Origin of the sequence: Paenibacillus sp. GCM10027628 (genome assembly GCF_042676385.1) — a bacterium.
Classification (GTDB): domain Bacteria; phylum Bacillota; class Bacilli; order Paenibacillales; family NBRC-103111; genus Paenibacillus_E.
In genome coordinates this window covers 241,053-267,793 of record NZ_JBHTHA010000009.1, presented here as the reverse complement: position 1 = coordinate 267,793, position 26,741 = coordinate 241,053, and the positions used below count along the sequence as shown (strand labels likewise).

Sequence of the window (26,741 nt, the reverse complement as noted above, 5' to 3'; positions counted from 1 at the left end):
CTTTTTTGTCTAAGGCAATTTCTTAGCATTAACAGGAATGTTTAGAGACACGACTGCAACAACCACACACGTCTGCAACGATAATAAACATCTTTCTAGCTTAGCTCAACATAACAAAACCGCTTTTTTCCTCATCTGCAAGTAAACAAAACATCGGTAGATATACGACTTCATTTCCCCTAAAAAAAGAGGCTGTCGATTTATTGGGGATAGTATTGACGTGAACGGAAACATGCAGAGAATGTATATGATTTTTCGTATTCATTTACAGAATCAGGGCCCAAATCGCGTTTTGTGTATGAAATTTCGAATAGAATCGACTGATTCGATGTGTGCGCCGCTCATTTTGTATGATTTTTCGCATACATTTTGTGGTTTCCCGCAGATTTCCGAAGGTATGAACAGTTAATCGACAGCCTCAAAAAACACTTTTAAAGCGACGCACTTGCTGTTTTCTTGATGTACATTTGCAATTTCATGGTGGCTAGCCCCTTATTCCGGGGACTCTTCCCCTTCAGATGCTTCAAAGCTCTAACTCGCTCTTTATTTTGTTCGAAAAAAGTGGACCCAGTATCCATGATTAACCGTAAAACAAAAAAAGCGATCGAACAGAGAGAACCCTCTATTCGATCACTTCTATTAATCAGTTCACCGCCTTCGGCTGCTTGGCAAAACGCGCCCTGATGTGCGGGCGAGTGAGGATCCAAGCTACAGCGAGCAGTACCAGTCCTTGCAGCGATTGCTCGACGCGTATCCACGTAGGAAACGGTCCGGGCATTGTGACAAGGAGCACGATCCCCACGGCGCCGATCAATGAGATCAACCGCACGCGGCGATACGCCCAGCTCTTCCCTCTGCGCAATTGATAGCCGAATATGAGATAGAGCGTCGACATCACTAACAGCCCGATGATCCGGCTCCAGACAGCTCCATCCAATTGTTGCTGCAAGATAAATGCTACCAATCCAAGCACGACACTTAATCCTAGGAACAAGATTTGAAGCAGCGTTACTCGCTTTAGCGACATCTCGATCACAGGGTCAAATCCGTCATGCTTCTCCAATTTATCCATACATAACTCCTCCTATTTGTTTTCTTTAGGCCTCCGCTTTACGCAGCAGCGCATAGGATACGATCAAGTAACAAACAATCGCGGGAATCTGCCACCAGAACAGATCCATATAATGGTGTACGAACCATTTGGAGATATATGTCCAATACTGAAAGTGCGTGATTAGAAACGAACTAATAATACCGATCAGGAAAACTGCAGTGAAAAAAGCATACATGCCATTGCGGCCAAAACGTCGATGCAAGCTCGATATCGCAAGCCCCAGGAAGTATAGATGCAACAGAAAAATCAAGTAAATCCCTAGTACGCCAACCAGCGAAAAACCTTTCAAAAATTCCAGTTGGAAGTAATGCAAGCGAACACCCCAGCCATTCGTTGCTTTTTCAATCACGGATAACAAGATGAGTGCAAGACTCGAGATGGCGTTGACAGCGACGGCCGTTGCAACCGTTCCAACAAAGTAGTCCGTACGCCGTACGCTCAAGCCCAGCGCAAACGGAAATGTTTCTTTTAAAGTGACAGTGCCGATAATGAACGTATAGATAAAGATAGAGACAATCGAGCCCGTTTGGAAAGACTCTTTTTCATTGATCATGTAACCCAGAATCAGATTGATGATGAAGCTTGCTGCGATGATATACCACGGGGTAATGATCCACATGGTTTTGTCCCGAAAATGCATCTTCATTACACTTTGGATTCGATTCATTAACGTTCAGCCGCCTTTCTTTCGGTGCTTTTGCGCGTCAAATAGACGATCAGCTGTTGTAGAGATACCGGAGCCAGCTCAAGTCCAAGTTCCTGGGCATCTTTCCTGTCTACCTCATCCAGGTCTCCCAATACCGTTGCCGAAACCAATGCGCCGAATGGCGTGCGTTCCAGCACCTCTTTCCCTTCGGTAAACGCATCTACTGCACTCGCCATTCCAGCGACGGTACAAGCACGACCCCGCAGCGCTTCCGCATCTTCATTCATAATGAGCTTGCCGTTATCGATGACTAGAATGTGCTCCAGAAGGCGGCTGACTTCGTCGATCAAATGCGTGGATAATATCACGGTACGCGGATGCTCCGCGTAATCTTCCAGCAACCGATCGTAAAATAAGCTTCTGGCTACGGCATCCAGCCCCAGATAAGGTTCATCGAAGATTGTAAGCGGTGCGCGGCTCGCAAGACCGACAACAATGCCAACCGAGGACAGCATACCTCTGGACAGCTTCTTCATCTTTCTTTTCAAAGGAAGCCGGAAATCTTCAATCAATGCATACGCGTACTCATCGTCCCAGTTGGGGTAAAGGGATTTAGCGACCTCCAGCACATCCACAACATGGAAGCTATCCGGGTATTTTTGGCTTTCTTTTATAAAACAAACTTGACTGAGGACACGGTTATTCTCATAAGGCGCTTCACCAAACACCTTCAGTTCACCGCTTGTGGGAAATAACTGTGCCGTAATCATATGCATAATGGTCGTTTTGCCGGCGCCGTTCCTGCCGAGCAGCCCATAAATTTTGTCCGCTTCGATCCGGAAACTAACGTCTTCCACGGCTACCACCTTGCCGTACGTTTTGGTTAGCCCATTTACCTCGACGATGCTCGTCATCACATTTTATCCCCTCTCTGAATCATTTCGGTCAATTGCGCTACCGTGATGCCCAGCTTCTCAGCTTCCTTCACCATCGTCACCACGTACTGCTCGTAAAACTGCTCTTTCCGTTTCTCCATCAATTTCACCCTGGCCCCCGCTGCAACAAACATGCCGATCCCCCGCTTCTTATACAAAATACCTTGATCCACAAGCAAATTAACGCCCTTTGCCGCCGTCGCCGGATTGATCTGATAAAAAGAAGCAAACTGATTCGTTGAAGGCACCTGCGATTCCTCCGGCATCCTGGCTTCAATAATGTCATCCTCAATGCGTTCCGCAATTTGCACAAATATCGGGCGGCTGTCGTCCATCATTAGTCCCATTTTCCATCACCACCACATCGGTTAGTTACTCATGTAATTAACTATATAAGCATAGAACGTAAAAGTCAATGGGCTGATTTCGTTTTTAAAAATTTCTTCCACTCTACTAAAATTGGTAGAATTTGTAGTTCGTCTGCTAGACGTGTATGATAGAAAAGGAAATATGACTATTTTTGGAAAAAGAGACAAAGTGGAGGGATTGGAAATGAAGCGGTGGATGTGTACGATCTCTGCGATTATGGTTACAGCTGCGCTTGCAGGTTGTAACATTGCGGGGAAAACCAGTGGTACGCCTGGAGAAGGAGGATCCTTGAAGAAGCTGGGTAAAGATGAAAAGGCGACAATCAAAGTCATGTATTACGATAAAAATTCGTTCTACCAGCAGTATGGCAATCTGTTTATGGCGAAAAATCCGAATATAGACGTGGAAGTTGTCTCCAATCAGGGCATTTATGGACCTGGCAAGGATCCGGAACAGGCGCTGGAGAAACTGATCGAAGAAGAAAAACCGGACGTTCTCCTCGTGAATGGCAGCGACCAACTTGAGAAGTTTGTACAAAAAGGAATTTTATATGCGTTAGACGATGTCATCAAGCAGGATAAATTCGATGTGGAGAACCTTCTCCCATCTACACTCGAATCCATCAAAGCCAAAGGCGATGGCAAGCTATACGGACTTGCTCCGGAGTTCTACAGCCAAGCTCTTTACTATAATAAGGATCTGTTTGAACAATATGGCGTGGAGCTTCCCAAAAATAAAATGAGCTGGGAGGATGTTATCAATCTCGCCAAACGTTTTCCGACTGACGGTCAAGGCGACCAGCGGATTTACGGTTTTTCCGCATATTCCTACATGCGGGACGGGGTCGGGTACCAGTATATGAGCAGCATTGGCACGACGCTGGGCCTTTCTTATTTCGATCCGGATCAGATGAAGCTGACCATTCAAACAGACGCCTGGAAAAAAGCGCTTCAGCTTACGGTCGATTCCTTAAAATCCGGGGCGCTGTATAATCCGAAAAGTCAAAATGCAGATAACAATGCGCCGCGCATGTATGAAGATTATCTCAAAGAGAATTTGTTCGCCATGGGCAAAGTGGCTATGACGATTGACGGCAATTATATGATGCAAAACTTGCAAGAAGTCAAAGATCGCTTAAAAGATGTAAAGCCCGTCAATTGGGACATTGTAACCGTTCCGGTCGATCCGCAAAACCCCGACTTTTCGAATAGCGTTTCCGTTTCCCAATTGTTCGGAATCAACGCGCAATCGCCGAATACGCGAGCAGCCTGGGAATTCGTGAAATATATCAACGGCGATGAATTCGCCAGAGTCATGTCCAAATCGTCGCAAAATTTGCAAACCCGAACCACTTACGCCAAAGAGAAAGATGGACATAACCTGGAGCCCTTCTATCTGCTCAAGCCTAATCCAAACAACATTTATAAAGGCTTTGAAAAACTGCCGGGCGGTTTCTATCAACCGTTCAGCACGTTAGCTAATCAAGAAATTCAAGCCGTTATGGATGGCAAAAAATCAGCTGATGACGCCCTGAAGACCATCCAGGAGAAGGGGCAAGAAGCTTTACTGAAGGCCAAGCAGGAAGACGATGCAAGGAAGGCAGCCGAACAAAAGTAGATTTAAAGACCTTTCCCGTTTTGGGGAAGGTTTTGCTTTTCATAATATTGAAAATGTCATAGGTGGTTAAAAATTAATGCTGTAAAGTATAATGGAGCGAACCATAACCATTTAGAGAAGGAGTTCATCTTATGAAGGAAATCGATCTTGGATTCATAGAGCAGTTTGCCAAACTCCCCGCAGAGATTGAAGTGGAGCGCAAACCGTTCTTTCTCATCGAAGAGGATGGTTATAAACTCGTCTCCCGCAGGTGCCCGCATGCCGGCGATACCGTAGATCTTGAAGACGGAGAATTCGTTTGTCCTATGCACGGCTGGACGTTCGAAGTTCATACCGGAAGGTGTCATAATGTGCCTAGCGCCCGTTTAATGATGCATGATGTTATCCAGCGAGAGGGCAGACTGTTTGTCCAACTGCCATAAACCGATTGCGCTCCGATTCTCGCTCTAGGAAAGGCTGGGTCTGATTTTTCGAGGTATACCTCCCCTCGCTCCGATGCATACTAATGCATCATGTGAAAAGGTGGGAATACACGAAAATGCTGCCATTCTTGCTTCGCATCTTGTTGATCGGCTTGCTGTTGACCCTGCTGCCTTATAAAGAAGCGCTTTCCGCAACCAAGGAGGCTGCGGAAGTCCCGTTATTCTCCTTCTCCGTCCTAAGCGATGTGCATATCACATCTTGGGACGGAGAAGCGCAAAAACGGCTGCGCGATGCGCTGACCGACCATCATGCGCTGCGTCCGGACAGCAAGCTGCTCGTGCTCAACGGCGACCTCACGGACGGGGTCGAGGCGGACTACCGCAGCTTGCTGGGGCTGCTCGGCAAGCAGCCTCATGCGCCCATCCATGCAACGATGGGCAATCATGATTACTACGGCGTGTGGCACACGCCGGAAGGCGGTATGGACACATCGAAGCTGAATCCGAACTGGTCGAGCGGGCAGGCCATTGCGTTATTTGACCGCATGTTTCAATACGAGAAGCCTTATCACGAGCTGATCATACAGGGTTATCGCTTCCTTTTCCTCAGCGGGGAAGCCTACCGGGATGTAAACGCTTCGGTGAACGAAGATGCGTTCCTCTCGCCGGAGCAGCTTGCCTGGCTGAAGGAGCGGCTGGATGTGTCCGCGACCACGGATACCGGCAAGCCTGTATTTGTGTTCCTCCATCAGCCGCTGCCGAATACACTGGATGGAACGGACCGCGAGCTGGGCGTCGTCCAGCACAAAGAACTTCGGGCGCTGCTGGACGCGCATCCGAATGTCATTTTGTTCAGCGGGCACACGCACTGGAATCTGGAGACGACCAGCCAGGTGAAACAGCTGAAATTCCTTGCCGCTTCCAGCGCCTCCATCCGCCAGGTGTGGAACGCCCGCAACGAGCCCGAGACGCGCTCGATCAGCCAGAGTCTGATCGTGGACGTCTACCCCGGCCACGTAACGATCCGCCGCCGCGAGCACTCCGAGAGGCGCTGGATCGAACCGTCCATCGTGAAGGACTACGATGTGAAATAAACCTTTATCGTTCCCTCTCCCGGTTATGAACTTGCAAGCCGGTCCGAAGAAAAAGAAAAATGCTGCCAGACAGGGCTAATATTGCCCTTGAACTGGCAGCATTTTCACATCTTTAGTGACATTAACAAACGACGTCCAGACGATAGCCAAGTCCACGAACGGTCGTGAAACGGATACCTTCCGTACAAGCGCTGAGCTTGCTTCGGAGTCTTTTGATGTGTACGTCTACGGTTCGTTCGCCTCCCTCATAATTAACTCCCCAAACTTGTTCAATGAGCTGGCTTCTCGACAGGATTTGATTCGGATGACTGGCCATCGTGAACAGCAGTTGAAACTCTTTAAGCGGTAAGATGAGGGTTTGTCCTTGTACTCTGACCTCGTGCATGGCACGATCGATCATAAAATCGCCGAGCTTTATTTGCGTATAGGCAGCAACACCGTAGCGCTTCAACAGCGCTCTCACGCGCATGACCAGCTCTTCGGGATGAAAAGGTTTGACCAAGTAATCATCGGCGCCAAGTTGAAAACCCCGAACAACGTCCGTATGATCCTCTCTGGCTCCAATGAGGAGAATCGGCGAGCTGGTATCTTTACGCAGACTTTGGGTTAGCTGCCAACCATCCAGGTGAGGAATCGTCACGTCAAGGATAACCAACTCCACCTGCGTACGATTCAATGTCATTAGTGCCTCGCTGCCCCCCGTCATACTTAACACTTCAAATCCTTCCCTTTGCAGCGTATACCGGAGCATATGTCGAATGGGACCCTCCTCGTCAATGATGAGAACACGTACCATGTAAGGAAACACCTCTTCTTAGCTAAGATAAACCGAAGGCGCCCATACGCAGGAAGCATACAGACGCCTTATGGTTTCGAAGTCAAGCCTTAATGAAATTGTTTAAGCAGGCGTTTTGCCGTTCCGTTCGGCGTCTCAATGACTTCATACATGTTCACTTTCACGCCGGAATCGACCTGCTCGTCTTTCAATCCGGTCACTACGATCTTTTGCTTGCCGCTGATCAGCTTGCCTGTTCCCGTCAGTGAAGCTGATTGCGTGCCAACTATGCGGCCAAGCGAATCGACCATGTCGAATTCGATTTTGGAGAAGTTCGAATCGATGATGACTTGATCCTCGTGGGTTACATCGAGATCGAGATTCAGCTGATAGGAATAAGTGCCGTTGTTGTATAGCCAACTGATCGAGTCGCTGTTTACTTTAATGGAGAAAGGATATAGGGCAAGCGTATCGCTGTCATCCTCTTTTTGTAACGCGACTTGATAGGTGCCGATGGATACTTTGCCTTCGGATACTGATTTATCGTCAAAGACGTTCAGCGCGAAGGTCTCGTCTGCGGCTTCTGCTTTGTTCGGCAAGAGGTAGGAATAGCTCACTACGTAAGAGCTTCCCGGTGTAATCTGTGTCGCAACGGAGCTTTGGCGGGTGCCTGTGTACGAGTTGCCGCTGCTGTCGATCAGCTCGTTCTGAAGCTCAGGAAGCGCGATGGTGCTCGTGCCGTTGTTAGTAATTTTGTATTTCGCTATGGCGGTTTTGTAGCCTAGATCATCGTTCTCGTGAGCGTGCAGCTCGACCAGCGAGACGTCTAAATTTTTATTAATGATCGAATTGTCGGTAAACGTAAGTTTATTGCCCAGCGTATAGCTTACAGCCGTTGTAAACCCGCTCTGCGCTTCGCTTGCTCCCTTAAGAAGGAAGACGGCGACAGGCATCTGTCCGGAGCTTACTGTCTGGGTAGATCCGGTCAAAGACGTTGAACTTGTCGCTGAAGTATTCGAAGCAGTGGCAGTTGTTGCGCTAGACGACGTGCTGCTTGAACTTGCGGAGGCTGTTTTCTCCCACAGGACGAGCTGAGCCGCGTTCGGATCTGTCCCCGTTGGCAGCACGGCGTTGAAGTAATAAGACGTCGTTTCCTTAGGCGCCAGGTACTCGCCCCGGGCCGTATTGTCTGTGGCAGTCTCCGATGCACCTGAGTCCCCGAATTGATAAGTGGCGGAGAAGGAAGGCACTGCCGCTGTAACTTCACCGTCATTGCTGAGCGTTACAATCGTTTGTACGTGAACGCCATCGGATTGCTTCGAGTACTTGGAAGAACTTGCCTTCACCGTAATCTGCTCGCCATCCTGCTGTCCGACATACGCTTGCTTGGTGCCCAGCGCCGTGGATTGCAGCGAAGTGCTTAGACTCATCGTACCGAGCGTAACATCCTCAGTTTGATTCAAGTAAAAGAATTCCAGAGATAAGCCATCCGTTGACAATTGCTTCGAAACCGGCGTTTTCAATGTAATCGTGTCGGCTTCGCCCGGAAGGAAGGTCGTGACCGATCCGTTCGCGATCGTAGATGTGTACTTCAAACCGTTCGCATCCACGAGTCTGACCTCTAGTCCGGCAGGTAGCTTGACACTGCTGGTGCCGAGGTTTTTGGCCGATACTTGGGTATACATGTACCACTTGCTGCTTTCGGACACCCGCACGCTTTGGCCTAATTGGAACGCTATCGAAGCGTCATTCGCTAAAGTGCTATCGATCGTACGGAGATTGATAATCTCTTCCGGTACGTTTACTTGTCCTCCTTGGAGGGCAGAAGCTACCGGAAGCTCACCAAGATGGTTCATGAAATCGGCTTGGCTCGAATCCCAGCGGAACACGTCAACTTTCAACTGATCCGCGGTTTCGCCTGAGGCTAAGCTAGCGTAGAAGCGGAAGCTCTGCTCCTGTCCGGGGAGCACGCTCGCGCTCTTTTTCTCGCTCAACTTGGCCGTATAGCTGTGACCAGCCGTGTCAGTGACACGAACGCCATATTGATTGAAGTCTATAGCCTGGTTCCCCCCGTTATGTAAGAGAACGGAAAACTGGAGCGACGAAGACGAGAGTGCAGCTTGGTTCAATGTAAAATAGGAGGAGTCTGCGATGTATACCCCTTCTGAAGCCGCATGCACCGCAGGCGCCGGAGCGCCCCACGAAGCTGCTGCCAGACTGCCGGTAAAAAGCAGCGCCAGACTTGTATGTTTGAGCGAGATGGATGTCAATTTGCGTATCATGTTAGTACCTCCTGGCTTAATATTCTAATGAGTGTTTAAAAAGTCCGCTTTCAGAACCGAGAAGGTTGGACGATATCTGGAGAAGGAGGAACGGAGCGAGATGTGAGTACCGGACTTCCCAGATTCGTTCAAGATTCGATGTCGAGTAATCTTCCTGAATAGCTTCGTTATGAGATAAACCTACTATCGAGGTCATTCAAAGGTGAGCGACCGCGTTTAGAGGTAGGTTTATTCGCCAATCAGAATGCATTCTGATGTGGGCAAAGTGGTCTTTTAAAACTTCCTATTAGTCGAAACGAAGTGCGTCGATGGGTTTTAGTTTGGAAGCCTTGTTCGCCGGATATAGGCCAAAAATGACGCCGACCAAGGCCGAAAATAAGAAAGCGTACAGTCCGACGCTGAGAGAAAGACTTGTTTCCTGGCTCGGATTAATGTAGGGCCATAAGAGCGATAGGGCAACGCCCAGGATGAGTCCGATGAGTCCTCCCATACCGCTGATAAGCGTCGCCTCGACGAGGAATTGAAGCAGAATATTGCGGCGCTTCGCCCCGATCGATTTGCGGATCCCGATCTCCCGGGTGCGCTCACTGACCGTCACGAGCATGATGTTCATAATCCCGATGCCGCCCACTAACAATGATATCGCCGCCACAGCAACCAACTGATTCGTGAGTGTGCTGGACGCCGTCTGTCTGGCGCTGATCAGCTCGGAAGAATTGAAGATATTGTAGCCTGATGTGCTTTTGAACTTGTTGGCCAGATACATCTCCAATATTCGTTGGACCCGGCTCACATCATTGCCGGACGCCGCTTCCACATACGCTGTGCGAATGGAGCCCAGCTTGAAATCCCTGCTCATCGTAGGCAGCGGTACAATGACGGCGCTGTCCAGAGAAGTCCCGGCGGTATTGGAACCTTTGGTCTGCAGAACGCCGATAATGGTGTACATGTAGCCGTTCACGTTGATTTCCTCATCGAGCGGGTCTTCCGTGCCAAAAAAGCTTTTGGCGACATCCGTCCCGATAACGGCCACGTGGTTCCGATAATCCAGATCCGCTTGAGCCAGGAAACGGCCGCTGGCGATTCTCCCTTTTTGCAAATCCAAGTAACGATCGTTCGTCCCGATAACACTGTACGTTTCCGTCGTCCGATCATATTTGATGCTCGTGCTCCCTCTGGTCATCGTCGGCGCGATGGCGCTAATGCCCGGTGTGCTCTCAAGTTGCATGACCTCGTCATAATTGAGCTGTGTGGCGCGTCCATTCCCCATGAGGTTGACCGTCAACAGGTTCGTTCCCAAACCTTCATACTGCTTTTCGATAGATTTGGAGGTCCCCTGCCCAATCGATACGAGTGTAATCACAGAGCTAACTCCGATAATGACGCCCAGCATCGTTAAAATAGTTCGCAGCGGATTGGACCGTACGGTCGCCAACGCCATTTGAAAGAGTTCCCACAGTCTCATAATGAAACGGCCTCCTGCTTCTCCGGCATTGGCGTGAGCGCAGGTGCTGCCAAGGGCTCATTGCGCACATCCTTGATAATCTCCCCGTCACGCAGCGTTACGACCCGCTTCGCATTGTCGGCAATGTGATTGTCATGCGTAATCAGAACGATCGTATTGCCCTGCTGATTGAGGTCTTTAATCAACTCAAGCACCTCGATACCCGTCTTCGAATCCAGGGCTCCGGTTGGCTCATCCGCCAATATCAGAGAAGGCGATATGGCTAACGCTCTAGCGATCGCAACCCTTTGCTGCTGCCCGCCTGAAAGTTCGCTCGGCTTGTGGTGCCCACGCTGTCCCATCCCGAGCTTTTCCAGCATCCGCTGCGCTTGTTCCCGGCGTTGTTTTGCCGGAATGCCCGCATAAATCATCGGCAGCTCGACATTCTCGATAGCGGAAAGTCGGGGAAGCAGATTGAATTGCTGAAAAATAAAGCCGATCTTCCGGTTCCGCAGCTCGGCAAGCCCGTTGTCCGACATCTTCTCGGTGGAAACGCCGTCGAGCGTGTAGGTGCCGGAAGTCGGGCTGTCCAGCAGCCCGATCGTATTCATCAGCGTCGATTTGCCCGATCCGCTGGGCCCGATGATGGCAACGAAGTCGCCCTCTGCAATGTGCAGCGTAATGCCCCGCAAAATCTGCAGCTGCTCTTCGCCACGCGCATAGCTCTTCGTGATCTCATTCAATTCAATAATATTCATTGAAATGGCTCCTTTCCGGGGAGGCTAGTTCCCTCCACCTCTGCTTTGGTTGCCGCCGCCTCCGTTACCTCCGTTGCCTCCACCTTGGAAGCCTCCTCCAGCGCCGCCTTGGAATCCGCCGCCCGGGAAGCCTCCCTGTATCATTTGCTGCTGATTCGTCGTTGTGGCTCTGCGGGTCGGCATGACCACTTCGTTGCCTGCTTCCAACCCGCTGACTACTTCCACCTGTGTTTTGCTGCGAATGCCGACTTTAATTTCGTGCTGTTCTTCGACAGTACCGTCCGCCTTCTTCAGGGAAACGGTTGTTTTCCCCTTGGAGGTCGTAACCGCTTGAATCGGAAGAACAAGGATGTCTTTTTTATCTTGAATGAAAATTTCTGCCGTTGATGTCATGGCATATTTTAAATCGTTCTCTGCCGTATTTGGAATCGATATGACCGCATCATATGTCGTTACCCCATTCGTGGTTGTTCCCACATTCGAAACGGAGGTGACTTCGCCATTGAACGACTTGCCGGAGATCGCATCCACCTTCACCGTCGCCTTTTGCCCCACTTTAACGCTCCTCAGATCGAGCTCATCCACTGCAATCGCAAGCTGCATCGTACTTAAGCTCGCTACAGCTCCCAAGGTTGTGTTCGCCTCGACCTGCGCGCCAACCGGATAGTTGCGCAGTACATTACTCTTACTGTTGGCGAAATCCGCCGAGAACACGCCGTCGAAAGGCGCCGTAATCGTCAGCTGATTTACTTTCTGCTGCGCATCATCCACTTTAATTTTCTGGCTGTCGATCGCCGCCTGCTTGCTGATGATATTGTTCTGGAGGTCGTCGTTGAACATCGTAGCGATCTGATCGCCCTGCTTCACCGTATCTCCGTCTTTGAACTTCATGCTTTTGATCGTGGCGCTTGCCTCGGAGAAAATGGGGGCGGTTCGCACATAATCGAGTGCGACTTCCTCCGAAGACTCCGTTTTGCTGCCCCCGCTGCCTATGCTTCCTTTCACCTTCAAACCGGCCGAGAGCGTACCGTCATTGGTCACCAGAACCTCCACGTCAACCAATTTATTGCCGTTGCTGTCAGCCTTAATGTCATGACCAATTGAATTCACGGAGCCGACCTTAGATAGCAAGTAACCATCTACCGTCAACTCTACATTGTCGCCTTTTTGCAGCTGTACCGCCTCCTGCAGCGGGAACGGCAGCTTCACCTTGAACTGCGTTGTATCCGAAATCGTACCGATTTTCGTCGTCTTATTCACCTGGCTGCCCACGTCCAGATTGGATGCCAGCGTAAGCTTGCCACTCATGGGTGCAGCTATGCTCATATGATTTTGTTCATTCTGCAGTTCAGCCAGCTCTTGCTCCAACTGCTGCAAGCTAACTTGCGCTTCTTTGAGATTCGTTTCGGTAGAAGGCACGGAAAGCTCGACGAGCACGTCGCCTTTCTTGACCGCCTGATTTTGCGTCAAATTCATCGTTTTAATAATCCCATCCACAGGGATGACAATATTTTGCTTGTCCTTAGCATCCAGCTGCGAGGTTCCCGATACCGTTGAGGTGATCGACCCCTTCGCTACCTTCATCACCGTTTGCTGTGTGGTTGCTGCGGCCGGTTGCGACTTTTTATGTATATAAAAATAAGTTCCCGCCCCGCACAACATTGCAGCCAAAACTACAATGACCCATTTCTTCTTGCGGTCGAATTTCATCGATATATCTCCTCTCCCATTTACCCATAAGTCGAACGATAACTATCTCACAAGCATCAGTGTAAGAGGTAAGGCTGAAACCCGTCTGAACGTAGGCTGAAAGTAAGTTGAATGGAAGCTGAACGTTTGCTGAAAATGGGAATTCCGTTAGAGACACGACTTCCTCTCCCCTCGCTACCTGTAACGATGAAAAATACCTTTCCAGCTGTGCACTTGCTTTTAATTGTCCTCCCCTTTGCAACTTCCATGGTGGCTAGACCCTTCTTCCGGGTACATTCCCCCTTCTCTTGCTTCACAACAAATAAAGGCCATCCTTTTCAGGACAGCCTCATTCCAACCGCTATTCAGTTACTACCTTCGAAACCGGTATCCAGATTTCACTTTTAAAAGTTGGCGAAGTTAGATCTTTGTGCTCGTTCCATAAGATTTCCGGTCCTTCCGTTTGTTCATAGGTCGAGGATGGAAACCATTCGGAATAGATCCTTCCCCAGACATTTTGCAGCGTATCGGGAAAAGGTCCAACCGCTTCGAATACGGCCCATGTTGAGGCGGGAACCTCAAGTTCTGTCAGGTGATCCGGACACTCCCCGGTAGTTGCCACGCCGATATAATGATCAAGCTCCCCGTTCTCCAGCCTGCCTTCAGAAAAGTTCGTAGACGCATTAAGCAACCCTAGAGGCTCAACATTGGAAAGTTTCTTAAGTTTATTGATCGTTTCCTCATCTAAACTCCTCCACATTGCGGCAATCTCCGGATTAACGCCTTGGTAAATCAAGGGAACTCTTTTCTTGATACCTACTAGGCGAAATGCCTCTTTTTCTACAATTCGGTAGATCATTTCATTACCTCCTTTAATGGATAACTGGAAGGTCATGCGCGGATAGGCTCTTAGAGAGTGACCATGATTTCTGGCTTCTGACGGCGTTACGCCATGCAAACTGTGAAAAGCTCTTGTAAATGCGTCTGCTGAGCTATACCCGTATTTAACAGCAACATCGATGATCCTTGAACGACTGTCGTTTAGCTCAAAGGCTGCAAGCGTAAGGCGTCTGCGGCGGATATACTCTGACAGCGTAACGCCTGCAAGGAATGAAAACATTCTTTTAAAATGATATTCCGAGCAAAAAGCAAGCCTCGCTACTTCTTTAAAGTCGATATCGCCGGTAAGATTTTCTTCAATATAAGCTAATGCCCCGTTCATCTTTTTGAGCAAATCCATTTGTATGACCTTCCTCTCACCAATAGAATAGCAGGAGTTTGATGTATCCATCCGACATTTCGTGCACAATTATGCAGGGTCTCTGACGTCCCGCTCCCTATTGTAGGGTATGAACTTCGAACCCAAAGGAAAAAATAGGAATAAATATTAATAAAGCAAGGAGACACATGATGCAGGTTACCGAAAAAATATCAGGATCTCAGTTAGGCTTATTAATATTTTCTTTTGTGGTTTCCACACTCATCTTATCCGTTCCTGGCGTAATGGTGGCATTTGCCAAACAAGATGCCTGGTTATCGGTATTTCCTGCCTCTTTGACCGGATTTGTGAGTATATGGGTGATGACGACACTAGCGAAGCGCTACCCGGGTCTGACAATTATGCAGTATAGTTCACAAATCGTCGGGAAATGGGCTGGAAAGTTGGTCGGGTTTTATTTCACCTATTATTTGTTCTTTTTTATTTCGAGTACCGTAAATGAACACGCTGGTTTTATAAATACGGTGCTTTTGCCGAAAACTCCTGCGTTAGTCGGAATCGTAACGATTCTGATATTATGCAGCTTTGCCGTATTTGCCGGGATTGAGGTTATCGGGAGATGTAATGAGGTTATTATGCCGCTGATCATCCTATTTTTGATTCCCCTCTTGATTCTTTCGATTTGGGATTCAGATCCTGCCCGGCTGAAACCCGTAGTAGGAGATGGAATAGTACCCATATTAAAAGGAGCCGTCGTTCCTTCCGCTTGGATGAGTCAATTCTTTTTTATGGGATGGCTTCTGCCTTATTTGAATCAACCTGAAAAAGCCCGTAAGCTTTCGCTCATTGCGCTTCTGGCTATAATGACTCTAATCCTTGTCATAGATTTGCTGACCATTATGGTTTTCGGCCCGATAACGGGTAAGCTCAACTTTTCGTTTTTGAGAGTCATCCAATATACAGGCATTGTCGGCTCCTTCGAACGTTTGGAAGCCATCGCCGTTTCAATGTGGGTAACGGGGATCTTTGTGAAGGTCTCCGTCCTGTTGTTGATGTTTTGTCTTAGTATAAGCCAGCTTTTCGGCATACGAAATTACCGGGAAGTTATTTCCCCGGTATCGCTGCTGACCGTCGTCGGATCGGTATGGATTTTCAAAAATGCGGCTGAATTTCAAAATTGGATTACGCTTACTTATCCGTTCCTGGCATTATTTACGCAAAGTCTTCTGCCATTAGCGCTCCTGGTCATAGATACCGTAAAAAGTAAATGGACCAAATCAGCGTCCTAAAATCATTTTTCCGATGGGCTGAAACACGATCTCATAAGGGACAACCAAGCTTGGCAGCTTAACCTCCGCCATCAAAAGAGCGCCAATAACGGCAGATAGTCCCATGATCCCCCCGTATATGACAGCCTCATTCGTCTGCTGCTTCATCAACAATGACCGTATTTTCATAAATGACCATACCGTGATTAAAATGATAGTTCCACAAATTTGTGCCATCATTTCTTCTTGATCTCCTTTTCTTTCAAATGCAAGGGAGCGCCTGCCATCCCGGATCCGCGTATAGAGAGCTTAACCGCTACGGAAAGGTCCGCTTCGGGGAACTTTTTATCCCACTGTTCTTTCAACGCTTTCCACTGCTTGGGCTCATTACGGTAAATTTCTTGACCAAAACCCACAGCATCAATTTTGTAATGTTTTTGGATCTTAACTAAAAAGTTTCTGACTTGGGTCTCAACGGATTTCTCCATCGCTTTCTGTATAAGATCAAGATTTTGCGGCTTACTCACATCTAACGGCGTATCATTATCGTTGATACTTCCTTCGCCCTCTAACTGAACGATGAATTTGATCTTGTTCCCCTGAATCTCAGGGATAATCTTCCTGTCAGCTTTCGTTAAGAGCATACCTACCTTTCCATAACCACCCGGTAGATTGGCGATGACCCTGCCATTTTTCATTTGACTTTTAACCCAAAGCATTCCGCCTGTATCTTGTTCGTCCAATAAACCGGCTAATTTGAAATCTTTAAAGATCGCCGATCCGGCCAACTGAAATACTTTGTTTTTTCTTTCATCCATACCGATGGATGGAACCGCAGGTTCGATGACTCCCATGACTGGATAGATACCATCGCTGGATGTATCCATAAACAAATCCCGCATTGTAACCGCTAAATTGGGCCCTAGGATTTCCATTTCCTTGACAGCTTCTGTCGGCACTTCTTCAAAAGGGTAGCGGACTTGCAATATTTCCCGTCCCTCTCCTCCTTTAACAACCATAATATAGGTTCTTAGTCGACTGAGAGGATCTCTGCTGTAAAAATCGAGTGTATCTTTAATCCCATGCCTCGCTAACTTTTCTCCGACAAATACGACGCTGCGATGGGCGTAATATAGCCTTCGGGATAATTTTTTTTGAAGCTTCTGAATCACTTCATTGGAACTCTTCCCCTCAGCTGATATAACAAAAAACTTTTCTTGCGGCCCTCCCCCTCTCGGAGTTCCTTGCCCGGCAATTGGAACTGCAACTTGGACAGACCCGCGAAATTCTCCGTTGTCCGATAGATCCAGTGCTGTGCCCATCACAAATGCAATATCGTTAATCTCCGTACGGTCCCAGCAGCCGCTTGCGGTCATTAAGATAAAAAGCAAACCTATATAAATGAATGGTTTCATTCGATGGGTTCCATTGCCTTTCTCCACTTAGACCGAACTCTAGTCTTTCTTGGAAGACGGCTGTTTTCCCTGACTTGGACTTGGTTTCTGCCCTTTAGGTACGTGTGCCTTATCGTCAGTTCTTGCAGTCAGTGGGCTTTGTGTATTGTTCCAAATAGGAGCTCGAATCCATACATCCCTGAGATGCTTAAAGGAAAGCGGGGCTATCGGAGTAAAATAAGGGAGACCGAACGAACGAAGGGATGTGAGATGCAACAAAATGGCGAGGAACCCCAACACAATCCCATACAGTCCTAACATACCCGCCAGAAAAAGCACTGGAAACCGCAGTAACCGAATTCCGTTCGCAACACTAAATCGTGGTACCGTAAATGCGGCAATTCCTGTAATCGAAACAACAATGACGACCGGTGCGGATATGATTCCCGCCTGCACCGCAGCTTGACCGATAACCAATGCCCCTACGATGCTTATCGCTTGTCCAATTTGTTTCGGCAAACGAATTCCAGCCTCCCGCAGCGCCTCAAAGACGATTTCCATCAACAACGCTTCAACCATGGCCGGAAAGGGAACCGGTTCTCTCGTAGATGCAATACTTAGCACAAGATTTGTCGGAATCATTTCCTGGTGAAAGGTCGTAATGGCAACATATAGAGGAGGGGCAAAAATCGCAATGAAAATAAAAACGAAACGAATCCACCTGACAAAAGTTGCAACAGGCCATCGAATATAGTAATCCTCGCTTGCCTGCATCCCAGCCCAGAACGTCATTGGAACGATCAAGACAAAGGGGGTGGTATCGACAAGAATGGCTACTTTTCCTTCCAATATCCCAGCAACTGCGACATCCGGCCTTTCCGTAGTGTGAACCTGAGGAAAGGGGGAGTAAGGAAAGTCTTCAATAAACCCCTCGATATAACCGGATTCAAGAACCCCATCAACCTGAATTCTGGTCAGCCTCTGACGAACCTCTTCCACTACAGAGTCGGCAGCAATTCCATGGATATAAGTAATAACGATTTGAGTTTGAGAAAGCTCCCCAAGGGTGATTGATTCCATTTTTAGACGTGAGGACTTAATTCTACTTCGAATTAGCCCCATATTGGTTGAAATATTCTCAATGAATCCTTCTCTGGGACCGCGAATGACGGGTTCGGAAGAAGGCTCTTCCAGGCTTCGCTGAGCTCTGCCGTTAACCGCAACGATCACCGCACAGTTATTTTCAGCCGCAAGAACGGCAGCATACCCCATTAGCACATGACGTACAATTTCGGTAATCCTGGATGACATATTGATCTCACCGATAGAAATCAAGCGATCATCAAGCACCTCGATTCTATTTGGTATAAAATCGTCATCCATACTGCGATCAGTTATCAAAGGTTTGAGAACATGATCGTTAAAACTCTGTTCGTCAACCAAACTTGCCAAATATACAATAAGCCATTGAACTTGCCCGGATACTCGAATCTTGCGATATACAACGTCTGAACAGTCTTTAAAGATTTCCTTTAAAATCTTCTCATTTTGCTCGATATCTGATGTTAATTCGTCGCCGCCTTCGTTATCAGCAAACGGAAGATCCTCCGATAAAGTTGGAAACCCAGGTTTGCTGCTTATCCATTTTCTAAACCATTTCACTGTATAAGCCCCCCTGGGTAGACAACATGCCGTATATATTTTCCCAATTTATGAAATATATATACGGCAAAAAACGCTGCCCTCAGAAGGGACAGCGTTTTTCATATTAATTCACAGATGGCGCAGCAGCATTTGCTGACGTATCGCCTGCTGGACGAGTATGTTTATCTTCCACAAATTTCTTGATGGAATCCGTCATTCCGTCCTTGATTTTGCTGATCAGGTCATCTTCGCTGATGCCTTTAGCCGAAGCGATATCGGCGATGGATTTGCCTGCTTGCAGTTCAGTTCTCAGCTCATCTTGCGTGAGGCCAAGAACTTGTGTCAGCACCTCAGGGTTGCCGAATCCCATACCGCCGCCATGGCCTCCACGACGACCGCCTTCAAACCCGCCTACCGGACCGGTATTCTCGATTTGTTTGGTCAATCGGTCAGAAAGATTGGACACCATTTTATCCGCTTGATCCTGTGTCAGTTTGCCGGCAGTAACTTCGGCATTGATGGAAGTTGTCTCCGCTGCGACTAGCTTTTGCAAGAAATCAGCTTCACTCACACCCTTCTCTTGCGCGAAGGCCGCCAGCGTTTTGCCCGCTTTCAACGCTTCCTCTACTGCGCTTTGATCAACGCCCAGAGCTGTTGCCGCTTGCTCAGTCAGCCTTCCCCCGCCAAAGCCCTTGCCGCCGCCAGGGAATCCGCCTTTGTTGCCAAAGCCTTTATTTTCAATTTGCTTCGTCAATTGATCGGAAAGTCCGGATATGGCTTTGTCGGCTTGAGCTTGGGTGATGGTGCCGGCCGTTACCTGAGCATTAATGGCGGTCGTTTCAGCTGCGATCAATTTTTGCAAATAATCTGCTTCCGTTAAGCCCTTTTCTTGCGCGAATGCCGCTAACGTTTTGCCGGATTTCAGTGCGTCTTCAACAGCAGTTTGTTCTACACTGAGAATCGTCGCTGTTTCTTTGATTACATTGCCGCCGAAGAAACGTCCGCCATGATCGCCAAAGCCGCCGCGTCCTTGTCCGCCCCACCCTTTATCCGCTTTTTGAGCGGTTGTGCTGCCGGACACTGATGATGAAGCTGACGCCGCAAATACATTGTTATGTAAAGCTCCAACAAATCCAACTCCGAGAACAAAAGACGCGATCATTGTACCTGTAAGAATTTTTTTACCGATAGTTTTCATAATTTGTTTCCACCTTTACTGTTTTTTTTGTGTTTCCTGCTTACAAAACCAAGTATAGGCCCCTTACCTGAATTGCATCTGAGGATGAACTGAAGATTAACCAAGCATTTCCTGAGAATTAGCTGAAAAGGCCATATCACGCAAGGATGAACTGTTGTGTATGATTTAACGGGTTAAAGGCCGATCCCAATGAGAAAAACGCCTTGCGGCGTCCTTGGTGTAACCCAAACGTTTGAGCATGGGGGAGGGAATTGGATATGGGGCTCCAACCGGCTGTTGAAATTCGTATCATTTGAATGATGCTTAGCGGTATCGACACGAATTTCAAAGGCGGGCGCTATCGCTTTTCCACCCCATATCCATCCCCTCTTCTGTTCTACTTTGAGCTGCCTTCCACTTCTCTTTCCTCCATTCGGTTTTCAATTCGGTAATCATATCCATGAACACCCTTGTAATACTCCGGATACATCTCTCCTCCGCAAATCTCAATTTGCCACCCGATGGCACTCCTTCCGTCCTCCGTCCCCAGTCCCCTTCTTTCCACTATCCCGTTCGCTCAGTAGCCTACTTTATTTTGCTATTTTGACGAATTTTAGAATCTCAATATTCCTTATTTTACGAAGATGAGCGACTACTTTTAACAAGGAAAGACTATAGTCTTTGAAAAATGATTTCTAAACGAGGTTTTCCGCCAATAAAAAAAACCGAGAACCTAATCATCGGCACTACACGTGATGATCAGATTATCGGTTATGATAGAATTGCCGCTATCCGATGGCAATAACTTCAATCCCGCGATCTCGGCAACCTTTAGATAGGGTGAATTAGTCATTCCGTCTGGCTCTTTTTATTTGGCATTTGTCGGGGCAAATGTCTTAGTTTATCTGGATTGATCACAATAAAAAATGAAGCGATCCGGTTATCCCGAATTTCGAAGGACACGACATTTATCGGTTGGCCGTAGCTGTAACTCACAATCCCGGTCTCCCCATTCACATTTGCCAGGAAATAATTGAATTTGTCGGGAAGTTTGGCCATCAGGCCTGCGAAGAACGCGGTAATACGTTCCGCTCCGAATATAGGACGGATAGCCGCCCTCACCTTGCCTCCGCCATCAGAGTATAACGTCGCGTCTGCCATGACAATGTTCAGCAATTGGCCGACGTTGCCGTTGATTAGCGCCTGCACGAATTGCTCAACCAAGGCTGTCGCTTGTTCACGCGCAGGCTGTTTCAATTGCTTAGCAAGTTCAGTCTCTCCGCCGTGATCGGGCAAATTGCTAATGGCAACCTTCGCTCTGCGGAAAATTTGCCGGCAGTTGGCGCTGCTTTTCCCGACAATTTCCGCAATTTCATCATACTCATACTGCAGCACTTCTCTTAGTAAAAAAACGGCCCGTTCCACCCACGTCAGCTGCTGCAGCAATAATAAGTAGGCCGTTGAGATAGATCCTTTTGCAAATAGCTGCCATAAGGTTCCATCGAACTGTCTTCCTTGATGATAAGCGGTTCAGGCAGCCACGGGCCTACATACACCTCACGCTGTTTCCTAGCGGAACGAAGCCGGTCGATGCAGCGGTTCGTGACAATTTTGCACAAATACGCTTTCGGGTTGGGGACATGCGCCGGCTTCATTTCATTCACATATAAAAACGCCTCCTGCACAACATCCTCCGCATCCATCACACTCCCCAACATCCGGTAGGCTAATGAAAATAAAAGCGGTTTATACGATGTATATGCCTCTTCCGAAGTTCCGGAAAATTCCATAGTCGCTCCCCTCCTTATTTCTGTTTCAATAACGGGAATCCCGGCTAGATGGCCAGGATTTGGGAGCCTTGCGGCTTAATGCTTTGCCGGGATTCCTGTAAAATGGCCGCCGCCGCTCTTCTTGCGCTTGCAGCCGAAGCGTCTGCGAGCATTTCACCATGACTTACCCAGTCGCCTGCAACATACAAACCTTGAATGCCAGGCACTGCCGGACCGGTCGTCGTATCTATTTTCCCCAAATGGAGGTGGTCGTGAACAACGGTTATATTCGGGAGGAATTGCCTTGCGACAACCTCTTGTTCCCAGCCTGGATGAAGCTGAGCCATAGCGGCCGTGAGTACTCTTTCGTCTGTCTTAGGATCGCTCTCTCCCGGTCCGTTGTATTTCACCAAATGCACGACGAATGCTCCGTTATCGCTCAATTTGGCACGGTACGTATGATGCGAGAAAAAGATCGGCTGATCCAAACCGACGGCGACATGGCGGCCTTCGACAGGAAGCTTTTTCAAGCCTATATCCAGGACTGCGGCCATGGACGGTCTTGCCTCCATAACCCATCGTTTCAGTACGGTCGTATCCCCGCCCTGAACAAGTTTGTAAGTTTCGGAAGGCCCAGCTGTACTGATGACATTTGAAATTTCTATATGATCATCATCCGTGAAAACAAGCTTGCTCACTCTGTCCGCTTCGTGATGAATTTCCTTTACATGCTTACCGTTAAAGATGCAAACGCCCGATCGGAGCGCTATCTCCCGCAGCTGGTCAATAATTGCTTGCCAACCGCCATTCACATAAAGAACCCCTTTGAGGGATCTTTGTATTTGAGCCAGTGCTGCAGACGCCAGCTGAAAATCCGGATCCAGCGTATAAGTCGCCGTACGGCATAACGCATAAAATATATGGCGCACCATCGGATCGTGAATTTCACGTTCCGCCCATTCCCTGATGCTCGCAACAGGAAGCGCGTTCGTGTTCATTTTGTTTAGTTTCAACAAAAGACGCATAAGATTCATTTTTCCCGACCAAGACAGAAGTTTGGATGTAAAAAGATTCGCCGGATCGGCAGGCAGCGGGACGATGCCGTTGTTCCAAATTGCATTGATTTTCAAAGCCGGGGCCCCCCCTTCGATCCGGACTCCGAGCTCTTGCAGAATCGAATAAGCCCGGCCGGCACGGTACAGCGCGTGTCCTCCCAAATTGAAGTAAACGCCATTTTTATAATTCGTCATCGCCCGGCCTCCCAAGCGGTTAGACTTTTCCAGCAGAACTACGGAATTTCCGCCCTTCGCTAACTCGATCGATGCGATTAACCCCGCCATGCCTCCACCTATGACGGCTGTATCGTATTTTTGCATATCCATCACCCTCCGTTTTCGCTTTCAATACTTAAGGCGTATAAGGGGGACGATTTGTGACACAACTGCTAAAAAAATTACTGGGCGCGCTGCTTATTTCGAAGGTCACGCCATGTGATCAGGCGTATTTCTTCTTTTTGCAACAGCTTCACGATATCTTCATCCCGAAAAACATCAAATTCAAACCGTCGCACGTTCCACGAGTTTGTAATCGCTTTAAGCTCTTCCGTATCCAAAGAAGGGTGAAACAATAATTCAGTAATGCCGGGTTTTAATTCTTGAATACATTTCACGGCAGCGTCTTTTGTAAAACTGTAAGTAAGCTCTCCCTCTCCGTCTCCGTCTGGCGAGAAAAAGGGCAAAAATTCAATAAAGTCGGGCAAAAGTATACCTTTCTCCTCCGCCTTCCGCACAAGTTGTTCATCATGATGAAGGTTAACGTTCGGATTCACAAATTTCGGATACCGCAAGGGCAGCCTATACGTCTCACAAAGCTCCAATAGAATTTCAGGCACATGATTCAAGCTGCCCATGTGATTATCGATATTCATCGGATCGACTCCCATTTTGATCGCCAATTCAATTTGGGCCACAGCCTCTTCACGGAGCTCATCCGGATCAGCTTTAGCTATAACCGAAGCTGTATCCTGCGGAAAATGGCCAAATTCATCCGTTAGCGTAGACAAAGCGGTGTTTAATGGCCCCCATTTGTAATGCTCCCACTCGCTTGTATGAGTGATATGGACACCTACGTCCATTTGGGGATACTGCCTTACAAATGAAGCGGCCTCAAGAACCCACGGACATGTCATCATGATACTTGCTGAAGTAATCGATTCTTCAAGCAACAATGTGCGAATTGCCTGATTAGTTGAATGGCACATTCCGAAGTCATCCGCATTAATCATTAAAAATCTTTCCCCGGTCATAAACCCGCCTCCTCCAAATAACTTGCCGATATAATTAGTTGTCCTGTCCCTCTTTGTTGAATAGTACTATTATTACATCCCTGTCCAAATAATTCCTTCAAACAAACCAAAAAAAAGCCTTACCCCGACTTCATCCGTCGGGGTAAGGCTTATCAACCTTTAGGAAGCGTTACGCGAAATGTGCTTCCCTCGCCAACTTGGCTCTCTACCGTTATGGTACCGCCGTGCAGTTCTACGATCGACCGGGTGATAGCCAAACCCAGCCCGGCTCCGCCGCTCCTTCTTGCACGCGAGGTATCGATCCGATAAAAACGGTCAAACAAATGAGCCTGGTGCTCGGGGGCGATCCCCGGCCCATTATCTTGAACGGCGATTTCCACCGTATCCGCCTTGCTTGCAAGCACAAGATCGATCCGCCCCGTTGTAGGGTTCGTATGCTGAACGGCATTATGGAATAAGTTCAGCACGACCTGCTTCATTTTATCCGCATCATACAAGCATCGAGTTTGGGGATCCAGCTTGAAGGCCACGTTCCGCTCACCGCCAAGCAATCGCAGCTGCGGCTCCATCTCGCGGAGCAGCTCATCCAGCATGCCTTCCGACTTCTGGAAGGTCGGCGTCCGATCGAGCCTCGCCAGCAACAGCAGATCCTCGACCAGCTTATTAATCCGCACGGATTCGCCGTGCATGCTCTTCAGCGCTTTCAGCAGCTGCTCCGGCTGGTTATATGCCCCGCGAAGCAGCACTTCCAGAAAGCCGTGGATCGACGTCAGCGGGGTGCGAAGCTCGTGTGACGCATCGGCGGCGAAGCGGCGCATCTGCTCTTTGGCTTCTTTTTCCGCTTCAAAGGAGACCTCCAGCCTCTCTAACATCCCGTTGAAGGAATGGGATAACCGGTCGATCTCCACTTGCCCTTGATGAGCGGGAAAGCGTTCACTCAAGCTGCCCGCGTCAATGCGCTTCACCGTGTCCACCATATTGGACAATGGCACTAGCGTTCGCCTCAATACTGGCAAAAATCCTAACAAACCTACCGCTAAAGCGAGCATAGATAGAAGCAGGAAGATCAGGAGCTGCTTCATCAGCACATCCTTGAGCGGACCCGTGCTTACGCTAGCCTGGATGATGCCCCGGACGTCTTGGGAACGCTCAGGATTGCCTCCTATCTGATGAAAAACGATCAGCTGCTCCTTGCCGCTGCTGTCCTTCATCACTTTATAGCCCAGCTTCGTTCTCGGTTTTGTATTCAACATTACGGAGTATTCCCCGCTCGTGAGCTGTGGGGTGGCGAGCTCATTTTGCGAAGTAAGGAGCTTAAAGTTACCCTTAGCATCTATAATCGCAATCGATAATTCCGGAACCAGAATTCGCGGGAAATCGCCGCCGTTCCCATTGTCAGGACGGTCACTACGTGAATTGTCTCGCCGCGGATAGAATGAATTGCTTCCCTGGTCCGGAGATTCCCCCACACGCTGCCAGACTTGGGGCGGAAGCGTTGCGAGCTGATTCTGTATCGTCTCCGCCTTGTTTTTATATGAAAACTGCTGCATGAGAATATATTGAAAAACGCCAATCAACAACAGCAAGACAGACATGACGAGCAGGGACCGCGATAAGAGTTGGAACTTGAGCGAACCGGTAAGTAAAAATTTCGTAAACCGGCCCCGCGTTTTCATGTCAGATCCATCCGATAGCCCGCGCCGCGAATCGTGCGGATCAGCTTATGTTCCTTATCGTTCAGCTTATCGCGCAAGGACCGGATATACACCTCGACAATATTCTCTTCTCCGCCGAAATCGTATCCCCACACCTTATCCAGAATCATCGTTTTGCTGAGTACAAGCCCATGGTTGATCGCCATGAATTTAAGCAGCTCATATTCGGTTGGGGAGAGCTCCAGAACGCGATCATTCAGACTAATCTCCTTACGGCGGTCATCCATGCGCAGCGGTCCGATGACAACCTCGCCGAACAAGTTCGGGAAGTGATTGCGAATTCGCGCATAGATCCGGGCCAGCAGTTCTTCGAAGCTGAACGGCTTAATCATGTAGTCGTCCGCCCCCAGCGTGAGCCCTTTCACCCGGTCATCGACTTCATCCTTCGCAGTCAGCATGATGACGGCGACATTGTCCGTCTTTTTAATCATCCGGCATACTTCGAATCCGTCCATACCCGGCATCATCACGTCAAGAATCGCGATATGCGGTTGAAACTTATTGCAAATCGTAATGGCGCTAAGCCCGTCCTGGGCCGTCATCACTTCAAAGCCTTCATTTTGCAAGCCAAGCTCCAAAAATTCCAGAATGTGAGGCTCGTCATCCACAAGCAATATTTTAATTCCTTTTAATTGGCGCATTTAGGTACATCCTCCCGAATTTCATTCTTCACGCTTTCTACATTCATTATCCCATATCCTGCCTGAAAGCAATCTGAGCGTAACCTGAAGGATTCCTGAATGTTGGGTTTGAAAACAGCAAAAAAAGACACCTCCACGGTGTCTCCGATTAGAAACCTGTGCAAAATCAGGCTTTTGCAACGATTTCATCGATTTCGCTTTTCAATAAAAGGTACCTGTGGACGCTCCTGGCAATGGAAACTTTCGTGAGATTATTTTTATCCACATATACTTTCATTTGATCTTTAGATAAACCCAGTAACTCCCCTGCTTCTGTGACCGTCAATACGACTTCATTACTTGTTGCATTGAACGTTTTCTTCACTTTTTGATTCCAATCTTCAAACACTTGCATATACCCGACAACCTTTCTAGTTCTTAATCAATGAAAATTTCATTGACCGAATACACTAATTATAACACGA

Annotated in this window: 25 protein-coding genes; 4 read left to right on the top strand and 21 right to left on the bottom strand. The window is 48.3% G+C overall.

The window, feature by feature from the left end:
- Positions 1-643: 643 nt before the first annotated feature.
- Genes ACFQZT_RS11115 through ACFQZT_RS11100 form a run of 4 tightly spaced genes read right to left on the bottom strand, consistent with a single transcriptional unit; the run spans position 644 to position 3,042 of the window.
- Entirely contained in the window at positions 644-1,072 is a 429-nt protein-coding gene (locus ACFQZT_RS11115; RefSeq protein WP_379299613.1) for a hypothetical protein, read from the bottom strand.
- Between the two features lie 25 nt (positions 1,073-1,097).
- Positions 1,098-1,781, bottom strand: coding sequence for a hypothetical protein (locus tag ACFQZT_RS11110; protein WP_379299611.1), 684 nt, complete (start codon positions 1,779-1,781; stop codon positions 1,098-1,100).
- Complete coding sequence (locus ACFQZT_RS11105; RefSeq protein WP_379299609.1) at positions 1,781-2,674, bottom strand: ABC transporter ATP-binding protein; 894 nt, start codon at positions 2,672-2,674, stop codon at positions 1,781-1,783. The genes ACFQZT_RS11110 and ACFQZT_RS11105 overlap by 1 nt, the downstream gene beginning before the upstream one ends.
- Positions 2,674-3,042 (bottom strand): GntR family transcriptional regulator, encoded by a 369-nt coding sequence (locus ACFQZT_RS11100; protein WP_379299607.1) that lies wholly within the window; start codon positions 3,040-3,042, stop codon positions 2,674-2,676. Before ACFQZT_RS11100 ends, ACFQZT_RS11105 begins: the two co-directional genes overlap by 1 nt.
- 205 nt (positions 3,043-3,247) lie before the next feature.
- Here ACFQZT_RS11100 and ACFQZT_RS11095 point away from each other — a divergent pair, with 205 nt between their 5' ends.
- The 3 genes from ACFQZT_RS11095 to ACFQZT_RS11085 all read left to right on the top strand — a co-directional run bounded on the left by ACFQZT_RS11095 (position 3,248) and on the right by ACFQZT_RS11085 (position 6,197).
- Positions 3,248-4,681 (top strand): ABC transporter substrate-binding protein, encoded by a 1,434-nt coding sequence (locus tag ACFQZT_RS11095; RefSeq protein ID WP_379299605.1) that lies wholly within the window; start codon positions 3,248-3,250, stop codon positions 4,679-4,681.
- A gap of 131 nt (positions 4,682-4,812) precedes the next feature.
- On the top strand, positions 4,813-5,103 hold the full coding sequence (locus ACFQZT_RS11090) for a Rieske (2Fe-2S) protein (protein WP_379299603.1): 291 nt from the start codon (positions 4,813-4,815) through the stop codon (positions 5,101-5,103).
- Between the two features lie 83 nt (positions 5,104-5,186).
- Positions 5,187-6,197, top strand: a complete 1,011-nt coding sequence (locus tag ACFQZT_RS11085) for a metallophosphoesterase family protein (protein ID WP_379299601.1) — start codon at positions 5,187-5,189, stop codon at positions 6,195-6,197.
- A gap of 121 nt (positions 6,198-6,318) precedes the next feature.
- On the opposite strand, the gene ACFQZT_RS11080 is transcribed toward ACFQZT_RS11085, so the two are convergent.
- The 6 genes from ACFQZT_RS11080 to ACFQZT_RS11055 all read right to left on the bottom strand — a co-directional run bounded on the left by ACFQZT_RS11080 (position 6,319) and on the right by ACFQZT_RS11055 (position 14,385).
- A complete protein-coding gene (locus ACFQZT_RS11080) occupies positions 6,319-6,993 on the bottom strand; it encodes a response regulator transcription factor (protein WP_379299599.1) in 675 nt (224 codons plus the stop codon).
- Between the two features lie 89 nt (positions 6,994-7,082).
- Positions 7,083-9,254 carry a hypothetical protein gene (locus ACFQZT_RS11075; protein WP_379299597.1) on the bottom strand — a complete coding sequence of 724 codons (2,172 nt, stop codon included), beginning with the start codon at positions 9,252-9,254 and terminating at the stop codon, positions 7,083-7,085.
- A gap of 286 nt (positions 9,255-9,540) precedes the next feature.
- The gene (locus ACFQZT_RS11070) at positions 9,541-10,719 is read right to left on the bottom strand and encodes an ABC transporter permease (protein WP_379299595.1); all 1,179 of its coding nucleotides are present in this window, start codon (positions 10,717-10,719) and stop codon (positions 9,541-9,543) included.
- Positions 10,716-11,456: an ABC transporter ATP-binding protein gene (locus ACFQZT_RS11065; RefSeq protein ID WP_379299593.1), complete on the bottom strand. Its 741-nt coding sequence runs from the start codon at positions 11,454-11,456 to the stop codon at positions 10,716-10,718. The genes ACFQZT_RS11070 and ACFQZT_RS11065 overlap by 4 nt, the downstream gene beginning before the upstream one ends.
- 24 nt (positions 11,457-11,480) lie before the next feature.
- Positions 11,481-13,166, bottom strand: a complete 1,686-nt coding sequence (locus tag ACFQZT_RS11060; protein ID WP_379299591.1) for a permuted SH3 domain-containing protein — start codon at positions 13,164-13,166, stop codon at positions 11,481-11,483.
- Positions 13,167-13,506: 340 nt separating this feature from the next.
- Positions 13,507-14,385: an AraC family transcriptional regulator gene (locus ACFQZT_RS11055; protein ID WP_379299589.1), complete on the bottom strand. Its 879-nt coding sequence runs from the start codon at positions 14,383-14,385 to the stop codon at positions 13,507-13,509.
- Positions 14,386-14,552: 167 nt separating this feature from the next.
- On the opposite strand from ACFQZT_RS11055, the gene ACFQZT_RS11050 reads away from it, so the two are divergent.
- Positions 14,553-15,653, top strand: a complete 1,101-nt coding sequence (locus tag ACFQZT_RS11050) for a GerAB/ArcD/ProY family transporter (protein ID WP_379299587.1) — start codon at positions 14,553-14,555, stop codon at positions 15,651-15,653.
- Here the strand turns inward: ACFQZT_RS11050 and ACFQZT_RS11045 are convergent.
- From ACFQZT_RS11045 to ACFQZT_RS10995, 11 genes are all read right to left on the bottom strand, one after another.
- On the bottom strand, positions 15,642-15,872 hold the full coding sequence (locus tag ACFQZT_RS11045; protein ID WP_379299585.1) for a hypothetical protein: 231 nt from the start codon (positions 15,870-15,872) through the stop codon (positions 15,642-15,644). The genes ACFQZT_RS11050 and ACFQZT_RS11045 overlap by 12 nt on opposite strands.
- Entirely contained in the window at positions 15,869-17,047 is a 1,179-nt protein-coding gene (locus ACFQZT_RS11040; protein ID WP_379299583.1) for a Ger(x)C family spore germination protein, read from the bottom strand. The genes ACFQZT_RS11045 and ACFQZT_RS11040 overlap by 4 nt, the downstream gene beginning before the upstream one ends.
- Positions 17,048-17,086: 39 nt before the next feature.
- On the bottom strand, positions 17,087-18,688 hold the full coding sequence (locus tag ACFQZT_RS11035) for a spore germination protein (RefSeq protein WP_379299581.1): 1,602 nt from the start codon (positions 18,686-18,688) through the stop codon (positions 17,087-17,089).
- A 106-nt stretch (positions 18,689-18,794) separates the two neighbouring features.
- A complete protein-coding gene (locus ACFQZT_RS11030; RefSeq protein ID WP_379299579.1) occupies positions 18,795-19,868 on the bottom strand; it encodes a hypothetical protein in 1,074 nt (357 codons plus the stop codon).
- Positions 19,869-20,696: 828 nt separating this feature from the next.
- Positions 20,697-21,272 (bottom strand): sigma factor-like helix-turn-helix DNA-binding protein, encoded by a 576-nt coding sequence (locus ACFQZT_RS11025; protein WP_379299577.1) that lies wholly within the window; start codon positions 21,270-21,272, stop codon positions 20,697-20,699.
- A 5-nt stretch (positions 21,273-21,277) separates the two neighbouring features.
- Entirely contained in the window at positions 21,278-21,637 is a 360-nt protein-coding gene (locus tag ACFQZT_RS11020; protein WP_379299575.1) for a sigma factor, read from the bottom strand.
- A gap of 44 nt (positions 21,638-21,681) precedes the next feature.
- Entirely contained in the window at positions 21,682-22,992 is a 1,311-nt protein-coding gene (locus tag ACFQZT_RS11015) for a phytoene desaturase family protein (RefSeq protein ID WP_379299574.1), read from the bottom strand.
- Positions 22,993-23,069: 77 nt separating this feature from the next.
- A complete protein-coding gene (locus tag ACFQZT_RS11010) occupies positions 23,070-23,921 on the bottom strand; it encodes a polysaccharide deacetylase family protein (protein WP_379299572.1) in 852 nt (283 codons plus the stop codon).
- A gap of 152 nt (positions 23,922-24,073) precedes the next feature.
- Positions 24,074-25,597, bottom strand: coding sequence for a sensor histidine kinase (locus ACFQZT_RS11005; RefSeq protein WP_379299570.1), 1,524 nt, complete (start codon positions 25,595-25,597; stop codon positions 24,074-24,076).
- Entirely contained in the window at positions 25,594-26,277 is a 684-nt protein-coding gene (locus ACFQZT_RS11000) for a response regulator transcription factor (RefSeq protein WP_379299568.1), read from the bottom strand. Before ACFQZT_RS11000 ends, ACFQZT_RS11005 begins: the two co-directional genes overlap by 4 nt.
- A gap of 166 nt (positions 26,278-26,443) precedes the next feature.
- Positions 26,444-26,671 (bottom strand): DNA-binding protein, encoded by a 228-nt coding sequence (locus ACFQZT_RS10995; protein ID WP_379299566.1) that lies wholly within the window; start codon positions 26,669-26,671, stop codon positions 26,444-26,446.
- Positions 26,672-26,741 lie beyond the last annotated feature (70 nt).